9 protein-coding genes are annotated in these 9,213 nt (G+C 33.6%); all 9 read left to right on the top strand.

Annotation, left to right across the window (positions count from 1 at the left end; all coding sequences use genetic code 11):
* Positions 1 to 379: 379 nt before the first annotated feature.
* Positions 380 to 1,066 (top strand): precorrin-2 C(20)-methyltransferase, encoded by a 687-nt coding sequence (cobI, locus tag ACJMLB_RS06715; protein ID WP_405324717.1) that lies wholly within the window; start codon positions 380 to 382, stop codon positions 1,064 to 1,066.
* A 29-nt stretch (positions 1,067 to 1,095) separates the two neighbouring features.
* The gene (gene cbiD, locus ACJMLB_RS06710; RefSeq protein WP_405324715.1) at positions 1,096 to 2,235 is read left to right on the top strand and encodes a cobalt-precorrin-5B (C(1))-methyltransferase CbiD; all 1,140 of its coding nucleotides are present in this window, start codon (positions 1,096 to 1,098) and stop codon (positions 2,233 to 2,235) included.
* A 63-nt stretch (positions 2,236 to 2,298) separates the two neighbouring features.
* Positions 2,299 to 3,054, top strand: a complete 756-nt coding sequence (gene cobM, locus ACJMLB_RS06705; RefSeq protein ID WP_405324713.1) for a precorrin-4 C(11)-methyltransferase — start codon at positions 2,299 to 2,301, stop codon at positions 3,052 to 3,054.
* A 46-nt stretch (positions 3,055 to 3,100) separates the two neighbouring features.
* A complete protein-coding gene (locus ACJMLB_RS06700; protein ID WP_405324711.1) occupies positions 3,101 to 4,126 on the top strand; it encodes a cobalt-precorrin 5A hydrolase in 1,026 nt (341 codons plus the stop codon).
* Positions 4,127 to 4,207: 81 nt separating this feature from the next.
* A complete protein-coding gene (gene cobJ / locus ACJMLB_RS06695; RefSeq protein ID WP_405324709.1) occupies positions 4,208 to 4,939 on the top strand; it encodes a precorrin-3B C(17)-methyltransferase in 732 nt (243 codons plus the stop codon).
* 112 nt (positions 4,940 to 5,051) lie between these two features.
* Positions 5,052 to 5,804: a precorrin-6A reductase gene (cobK, locus tag ACJMLB_RS06690; protein ID WP_405324707.1), complete on the top strand. Its 753-nt coding sequence runs from the start codon at positions 5,052 to 5,054 to the stop codon at positions 5,802 to 5,804.
* Entirely contained in the window at positions 5,801 to 6,991 is a 1,191-nt protein-coding gene (gene cbiE, locus ACJMLB_RS06685; protein ID WP_405324705.1) for a precorrin-6y C5,15-methyltransferase (decarboxylating) subunit CbiE, read from the top strand. Before cobK ends, cbiE begins: the two co-directional genes overlap by 4 nt.
* Complete coding sequence (locus ACJMLB_RS06680; protein WP_405324703.1) at positions 6,984 to 8,336, top strand: cobyrinate a,c-diamide synthase; 1,353 nt, start codon at positions 6,984 to 6,986, stop codon at positions 8,334 to 8,336. Before cbiE ends, ACJMLB_RS06680 begins: the two co-directional genes overlap by 8 nt.
* A gap of 94 nt (positions 8,337 to 8,430) precedes the next feature.
* Positions 8,431 to 9,069: a precorrin-8X methylmutase gene (locus tag ACJMLB_RS06675; RefSeq protein WP_405324701.1), complete on the top strand. Its 639-nt coding sequence runs from the start codon at positions 8,431 to 8,433 to the stop codon at positions 9,067 to 9,069.
* Positions 9,070 to 9,213 lie beyond the last annotated feature (144 nt).

Raw genomic sequence — 9,213 nt, 5'->3', positions numbered from 1 at the left:
CCAGAAGTTAAGTCTTTTCGCGTTTTGTTTGTGTACTATGGGTTTCGGTCTATGGGAATTTCATTTAGCTGCCAGCCTTTTTTTATCCAAGAATAATTAGTTTTATTCTTTACGAACTATTTTTATCTATTTTTCATCTGTTATTATTTTATTCTTCAAATATTTTTTTAATTTATTAAACTATAATTGAGAGTATATTTATATATTTTCAATAACATATTTTTTAATTACAGTATTAAATTAATTAAAGTTCATTATATTTTTTAACTTTTTTTAAAAGGTTATTGCAATGAATATAGTTTATTTGATATTAAATTAATTTTAATTTACAATTATTATTTCAATAATTATTTTTTTAACAGATAATAAAGGTTTTAAAATGGAAAAGGGAACATTATACGGAGTAAGTATTGGACCGGGAGATCATGAGTTAATCACTGTAAAGGCAATGAACATTATATCCGAGTGTAAATATATAGCAACACCTCATACTGGAACCGGTGATTCATTGGCATTATCAATTGTATCTAAAGCAACAGATTTATCCCAAAAGGAAATAATGCTGTTAGAGTTTCCAATGACTAAGGATAAGGACATTTTAGCTGAAAGTCATAAGAATGCTGCAGATTCCATTGCAAAGATTCTCGATGAAGGTGAAGATGTAGCAATGCTAAATTTAGGGGATGTAACTATCTTCTCAACATTTGCATATACAATGGATCAATTATTGGAAAAGGATTATAATGTAGAAGTCATTCCAGGAGTAACAAGCTTTTGCGCTTCAGCTTCCAAATTAAGAATCGGATTGACTACAATGAATGATCCTTTGCATATTATTCCTGCAACAGGAATAGACTTAAAGGAAGCTTTACAAATGCCTGGTTCTAAGGTATTGATGAAAATAGGCAGGTCAATGCCTAAATTGATAGAAACATTGAAGGAATTAAATCTTGAAGATAATGTCTATGCAGTTGAAAACTGTGGTTTGGAAAATGAAAAGATCTATAATTCTTTAGATGAATTTGATGAGAATATGGGATATTTCACCATAGTTGTAGTAAAGTAATTGAACTCATTAGTTTTATTGGGGATTCTATGACAGAAAAACGTTTGGTTAATCAAAAATTATTGCGTTGCGGTTATACAACAGGGACATGTGCAGCGGCAGCTTCTAAGGCAGCAGTAGCAATGCTCTTTAAACAGGAATCAATGGATTCTGTAGCAATCACAACACCTAATCAGACTGACCTCATAATTGATGTCTTAAACCCTCAGTTTAAAGATAATGTTGCAAGCTGTTCTATTGAAAAGGATAGCGGTGATGACCCTGACATTACTAATGGTATATTGGTATCTTCCAAAGTGACTTTATTGCCGGATTCTTCAGAAATTATTATTGAAGGAGGGAAAGGAGTTGGAAAAGTAACCAAAGGTGGGCTAGATCAACCAGTTGGTATGTCTGCTATAAACTCTGTTCCTCGTAAAATGATAAAGGATTCATTAAATGAATTGGCGATGCAATATAATTATAAAGGTGGCTTTCATGTTTTAATTTCTGTACCCAAAGGTGAAGAAATAGCAAAGAAAACTTTCAACCCTGAATTAGGCATAGTTGGGGGCATTTCAATATTGGGTACAACAGGTATTGTTGAGCCAATGAGTGCCAAGGCATTAGCCGATTCAATTAAGGTTGAAATAAGTGTCATTGCTGCAGAAAGCAATGAGTCTATACTGATCTTTTTAGGTAATTTTGGTAAAAAGTTCACTGAAGAGGAATTAAACTTATCTACCAAACCAGGAATTATGTGCAGTAATTTCATTGATGTTGCTTTGGATAGTTCAGTTGAATTCGGTTTTAAAAATATTCTCATAGTAGGGCATATAGGTAAATTAGTAAAATTAGGTATTGGAATGTTCAATACCCATTCTCATAATGGTGATGGTAGGATAGAAACACTATTGTCTTGTGCATTGGAGGCAGGTGCTGATATTGAAATCTTGAATGAGATTCAAAAATGCGTCACTACAAATGCAGTATTGGATATTTTGTATGAAAATGATTTATTGACTAAGACTATGGGTGTCTTAAATGGCAGAATAGGGCATAATATTGATAGAAGAATTCCAGAAGACATTAATGTCGGGTTTATATGCTTTGCAAATACTGGTGAGTATTCTGGTGTTTTATTTGAAAGTGAAAATGCAGATGATTTAAAAGAATTATGGAAAGATTGAAAAAATTAATTGTGTAAAATTATGTTTATTTGATTATTATTGTATATTATGGAGGAAAAAATAATGATACATTTTGTTGGAGCAGGAAGTGGAGCTGTAGATTTAATAACCATAAGAGGAGCAGAACTCCTAAAGGAAGCAGATGTTATTATATATGCAGGTTCATTAGTCAATCCTGATTTGTTAAATTACGCTAAAGATTCATGTGAAATTTATGATAGCGCTAAAATGACTTTAGATGAAGTCTTGGAAAAGATGTTTGAAGCTGAAAAGGAAAATAAGATGACTGTCCGTTTACATACTGGTGATTCAAGTATTTATGGGGCAATCCGTGAACAGATGGATCGCTTGGATGAAGAGGGAATCTCTTATGATGTATGCCCAGGTGTTTCAAGTTTCTGTGGTGCAGCGGCTGCATTGAAAGCGGAATATACCTTGCCTGATGTAAGCCAAAGCGTAATTATCACACGTATGGCTGGAAGAACTCCAGTTCCTGAAAAGGAAAGCATTGCATCATTTGCTGAACATGGGGCAACTATGGTGATTTTCTTAAGTACAGGCCTCCTTAAGGACTTATCTAAAGAGCTTGTAAAAGGGAAATATACTGAAGACACTCCAGCAGCAATCGTTTATAAGGCAACCTGGCCAGATGAAAAGGTTATGAGATGTACTGTTGGAACATTATATGAAACTGCAAAGGAAAACAACATTACAAAAACCGCTCTAATAATTGTTGGTGATGTTTTAGACAGTGAATATTCCTTGTCACGTCTTTATGCTGATGATTTTTCAACTGAATTCAGAGAAGCTAAAAAATAAATTTGAGTAATTTCAAGCTAAGGCGCTTGATTTTGTGAGGTTAAGAATGAAAGTATCAATTATTGCATTTACAGATAATGGTATGGAAATTGCCTATGAATTATCAAATTCCTTATCTGAAGCTAATGATGTGGATTTTACTCGATGTGGAAAAGGGGCTTTATCAACTTGGACTGAGGAACATTTCTCCACTAATGATGCACTAATTTTCATAGGTGCAATAGGAATAGCACTTAGGGCAATCGCTCCCTACATCAAGACAAAAACAAAAGATCCTGCTGTAGTTGTAGTGGATGAATTGGGACAATTTTCAATACCTATTCTCTCTGGACACATCGGAGGCGCTAATGAATTGGCGATTGAGATATCTGAAATATTAAATGCAATTCCTGTAATTACAACTGCCACTGATATCAATAAGGTATTTGCAGTGGATACTTGGGCAAAAAGCCAAGGATTACAGATTTTAAATCCACAATGCATTAAATTAGTTTCATCTAAACTTTTAAAAGGTGAATCTGTACATGTCAAATCAGATTATCCTATTCAAGGAAATTTGCCTAAAAATGTTTATCTTAATGATTTAGAAGATTCTAATGCAGGATACGATGTGATAATTACTCATAAAGATTTAGAAAATGAACGTAAGAATGATACATTATTATTAGTCCCACAAATCATTACAGTTGGCATTGGATGTAGAAAAGACATAAGCTTTGAAGCGATAGAAAGTTCCATTTTAAATATCCTTGAAAGTGAAAATTATCATATTTTGGCTATAAATGCTTTGGCAAGCATTGATAAAAAGGCAAATGAAAAAGGAATTTTAGAATTTGCTAAGAAATATGATTTGCCATTTAATACTTATAGTGCAGAGGAACTAAACAGTCTTGAAGGAGATTTTACAAAGTCAGAATTTGTTAAAAGTGTTGTAGAAGTGGACAATGTCTGTGAACGTTCCGCAATTATGGAAAGCAATGGAAAATTGATTAGAAGAAAGGACACTTGTGATGGAGCAGGTGTGACTGTGGCTTTAGCAATAAATGACCCAAATATTTCTTGGGGGAAATAAATTATAATAATTATCTATTCATTAAGTAAATTAGGAAAAAATTTAAAATAATTATAAGGTGTCTATTGGAGGAAAGAATTTATGAAATGTGTATCTGTTGTCGGTATTGGTCCGGGAAATGAGTTATACCTTAGCATTGCTGCTAAAGAGACTCTTGAAGAATCAGATTTAATTGTAGGATATAAAAAGTATGTAGAACTTGTAGAAGAGTATTTGCCTGAAAAAGAGTATTTGTACACTGGGATGACAAAAGAGGTGGACCGTTGTAAGATGGCATTGGAAAAAGCAGCAGAAGGAAATGCAGTGTCTGTTGTCTGCAGTGGAGATGCTGGAGTATATGGTATGGCAGGTTTGGTTTATGAACTGTCTGTTGACTATCCTGATGTTGAAATCGACATTGTTCCAGGTATTAGTGCTGTTTTAAGTGGATCTGCAGTTTTAGGTGCTCCAATAGGTCATGATTTTGCTGTAATCAGTTTATCAGATTTATTAACTCCTTGGGAATTGATTGAAAAACGATTGGCATTAGCGGGAGAAGGAGATTTCTGCATTTGCCTTTATAATCCATCAAGTCATAAAAGAAAGGATTACTTGAAAAAGGCATGTGAAATATTATTGAAATTCAAAGGTGAGGACACTATCTGTGGATATGTGAGAAACATTGGTAGGGAAGGTGAAGAATATCACATCACCAATCTTTCGGAGCTTAAGGACACTGAAGTGGATATGTTTACCACTGTTTTCATCGGAAATGCAAATACAAAAGTCATTGATGATAAAATGGTAACACCTAGAGGCTATAAAGGTGTATAAATATATGGTATAATAATAATTATATTAATTAATAAGTTCTCAAATCATATTAATTATTATTTAACTAATAATATTATTTAACTAATAATTTCTCTTAATTAGAGGTGAGGAAATGCACAAAATTGTTTTATTTGGAGGAACTACAGAAGGACGTTTATTAACTGAATTCTTATCTCAAAATAAGATTCCTGCTATAGTTTGTGTTGCTACAGAATACGGAGAGAAAGTATTGGAATATGAGCCTCCTGTCATTGTTCAGCCTAAAAGATTAAAACCTGGTCCTATGAGAAAACTATTTGAAGAAGAGAAGACCGAATTTGTTTTTGATGCTACACATCCTTATGCAACAGAAATCAGCAAACACATTAAGGAGATTTGTGAAGAACAGGGCATTGAATACATTAGAGTCTTAAGAGAATCAATTGAGATTGAAGATGCTACTGAAGTATCCAGTATGGAAGAATTGATTGATTATCTAAACACTACTGAAGGATTGATCTTTTCTTCAATGGGAGCAAAAGAGGCTCTCGCATTAACAGATGTGGAAAACTTCCAGGAAAGAGTTTATTTAAGAATGTTGCCTTCTCCTGAAGGAATGAAACAATGCCTTGATTTAGGTTATCCTATGAAAAACCTTTGTGGAATGCAAGGTCCTTTTTCTAAGGAATTCAATATGGCTCAATTCAAGGAAATTGGTGCTGACATACTTATAACTAAGGATTCTGGTAATGTTGGAGGATTTTTAGAAAAGACAGATGCTGCAAAGGAATGCGGAATGGAAGTTGTTGTCTTATCCCGATTGGTTAATGAAGAAGGGATAAGTGTGGAAGAAGCTAAGGACACCATTAGGAGTAAATGCTTATGAAGGAAATCAATATTATTGGAATGGGTATGAGTGAGAAAACACTCACTGCTGAAGCTTTAGAATTAATCATTGAAGCAGATATTTTAATAGGGGCTAAAAGATTAATCAACGAGTTTTCTCACATGAATAAACCTAGTTTCAATGCTTATTTATCTAATGACATACTTGAAATAATAGAAAAGACAGATGCAGAAAAAATAGCTATCCTAGTTTCTGGAGATGTTGGCTTTTATAGTGCGGCTGAGAAATTAGTGGATGTCTTAAAGGATTATGATCCTAATTTAGTTTCTGGAATATCATCGGTATCATACTTTTTTGCAAAATGCAGTCTTCCTTGGAAAGATGCAAATTTAATAAGCTGTCATGGACTTGATACAAATATTGTCTCATCAGTTCGCAGAAATAGATACACTTTCGCTTTAACAGGCAAAAACATTCCTGAATTGCAGAAAGAATTGGTTAAATACGGTTTTGCCGAGTTAAAAGTTTGGGTAGGTGAAAACTTAGGATCTGATGAAGAGTCTATTCAAGAATCCACAATATCCGAATTAGCCGGAAAGGAATTCAGTTCTCTAACTGTTTTGATTATAGAAAATCCTGATTTTGATTCAAGAATTAGAACAGGAATTCCTGATGAGGAATTCATTAGAGGAAAAGTCCCAATGACAAAGTCAGAAGTTAGAGCTGTATGTTTATCTAAACTATCAATTAATCCTGATGATATAGCATATGATATTGGATGTGGAACAGGTTCTGTAACAATTGAAATGGCATTTTCAGCATATGATGGAAAGGTTTATGCCTTTGATAAGAATGAAGAGGCAATTGCATTGTTGGAGCAAAACTGTCAGAAATTCTACTTGGATAATGTGGAAGCTATCTGTGGATTAGCTCCAGAATGCCTAAAAGATTTGCCTGTTCCGGATGTTGCTTTCATTGGAGGAAGTTCTGGAAACATGGATGAAATTGTTAGTTATCTTTATGGAATTAATGATAAAATGAGATTTGTCATAACTGCTGTAACTATTGAAAATGCTATGGCTGGTTTGGACTCCTTAAAGAATGTTGGAATAATTGGTGACATTGTTCAAGTTGCAGTTTCCAAAGGCAGACAAATCGGTGATTTGCATATGCTAATGGCTCAAAACCCTATATTCATTATTAGTGGAAGTGGTGCTCGTGAATAGAATATTGATCTCAGGAACCAACAGTAACTGTGGAAAGACAACCATAACTATGGCTTTGCTTGCAGCATTCCAAAATAGAGGTTTGGAAATCACTTCATTCAAATCAGGTCCTGATTATATTGACCCAATGTTTCATCGTAAGGTCTTTAATGTAGAGACTCATAATTTAGATCCATACTTTTCAACTGAGCAAATGTTATGCGACCAATTCATTAGAAATTGCGGTAAGGACTTAAGCATAATTGAAGGTGCTATGGGGTTCTATGATGGAATCGGTGTTGAAGGTAGAGCAAGCGCTTGGGAAGTTGCCAAATCCATTAAAGCTCCTGCTGTACTCATTATTGATGCTAAAGGAATGAGCAATTCTGCAGCCGCAATAATAAAAGGTTTCAAGGAATTTAAGGAAGAAAGCATGGTTGAAGGTGTAATATTCAATAGTATTTCTCCAATGTTGTATCCACTTTTAAGGGATATTGTTGAAAAAGAAGGCATTAAGGCTTATGGTTTCTTGCCAAGAGAAGAGAAGTATTCAATTGGAAGCAGAAACTTAGGATTGATCACTGCTGATGAAATTGAGGACATTAAAGAGAAAATAAATGGTCTTAGAGAATTGGCAGAGAAATACATTGATTTGGATGGATTATTCGAATTGGCTAAGTCCGCTCCAATCCTTGAAGCAAGTGATGATTTTAAAGAGTTGATTGAAAACAGCAAAACTGATTCCGATGAACCTAAGACTCGTATAGCAGTTTCCCGTGATAATGCTTTTTGCTTTATGTATAAGGAAAACATTGAGATATTGGAAGATTTAGGCTGTGAAGTTGTCTATTTCAGCCCATTGGAAGATGAAGAGCTTCCTAAAGATATCTCTGGATTATACTTATGTGGAGGTTACCCTGAACTATATACTGAAGAATTGTCTAAAAATAGGAAATTATGTGATGAAATTAAAGACATAATAGAAAGGGGAATTCCTACAATAGCTGAATGTGGAGGTTTCATGTATTTGCATGATTCAATTGAAGAAATCCCTATGGTTGGATTTATCAAAGGAAATTGTATAAAGACAGATAAATTGCAAAGATTCGGTTATATTGAGATAAAGGCATTGCAAAATAACTTGTTATGTAATGAAGGAGATAGCATTAGAGTGCATGAATTCCATTATTATGATAGTGAAAACTGTGGAGAAGCGTTTATGGCTAAAAAAGCATCCAATGGTGTGGAATACCTTTGCTGTCATGGCTCTGACAGTCTTTATGCTGGTTTCCCACATATTTATCTTCCTGCAAACCCTGGTTTTGCAAAATCTTTTGTCAAAAATGCAAGGAATTGGAAAGGTTAAAATAATATTTTTTAATTTATTATTTACAATATTTTCTTAATTTATATTTATTAGTAATTTAGTAGTTTATTCATAGTTAAATTGAAGTGATAGTATGAAAATTGAATTAGAACAAGTTGAACCTGCTGAAATTGAAAGCAGGAGTATGGAAATTATTGAATCTGAACTTCCTCATGAAATTGACCCTAAATTAGCGCCAATTATTAAAAGAGCAGTTCACACAGCTGCTGATTTTGATTATGTAGATAACTTATGCTTTTCAGAAGATGTAGTTGAAAAGGCATTTGAAGCAATTAAAAACGGTGCCTGCATTGTTACTGACACCAATATGGCAAAGGCAGGAATCAATAAGGCAGAGCTTAAGAAGTATGGCGGTGAAGTCTTCTGCTTTATGAGTGATGATGACGTTAGAGACATCGCCAAGAAGAATGGATCTACACGTGCAAGAGCATCTATGGATAAGGCAGCAAGCTTGGATAAACCTTTGATTTTTGCAATAGGAAACGCTCCAACCGCTTTGATTAGATTATATGAATTGATTCAAGAAGGAAAACTCAATCCTAAACTTATCATTGGAGTTCCTGTAGGGTTTGTAAATGTGGTCCAATCAAAAGAGTTGATCATGCAATGTGATGTTCCTTATATCGTCGCTCGTGGACGTAAAGGTGGAAGTAATGTTGCAGCTGCTATTTCAAATGCATTATTGTATATGCTAAGAGATCAAAATAAATAACTTTTTTTTAATTATTTTTAATTATTTTTTTTATTTTTTTTCATTTCATGAAATTTCATGAAGCTTATTTTTTTATTCTTTTTTAATTCTTTTTTCATTTCATTAATTATTTTTAATCAATATTTTTAAATATTTCTTTAAATA

It is taken from the genome of Methanobrevibacter sp., from assembly GCF_045114555.1.
Taxonomy (GTDB): Archaea; Methanobacteriota; Methanobacteria; order Methanobacteriales; family Methanobacteriaceae; genus Methanobrevibacter.
The sequence above is the reverse complement of the archived record's forward strand: the minus strand, read 5'-3'. Positions and strand labels throughout refer to the sequence as shown.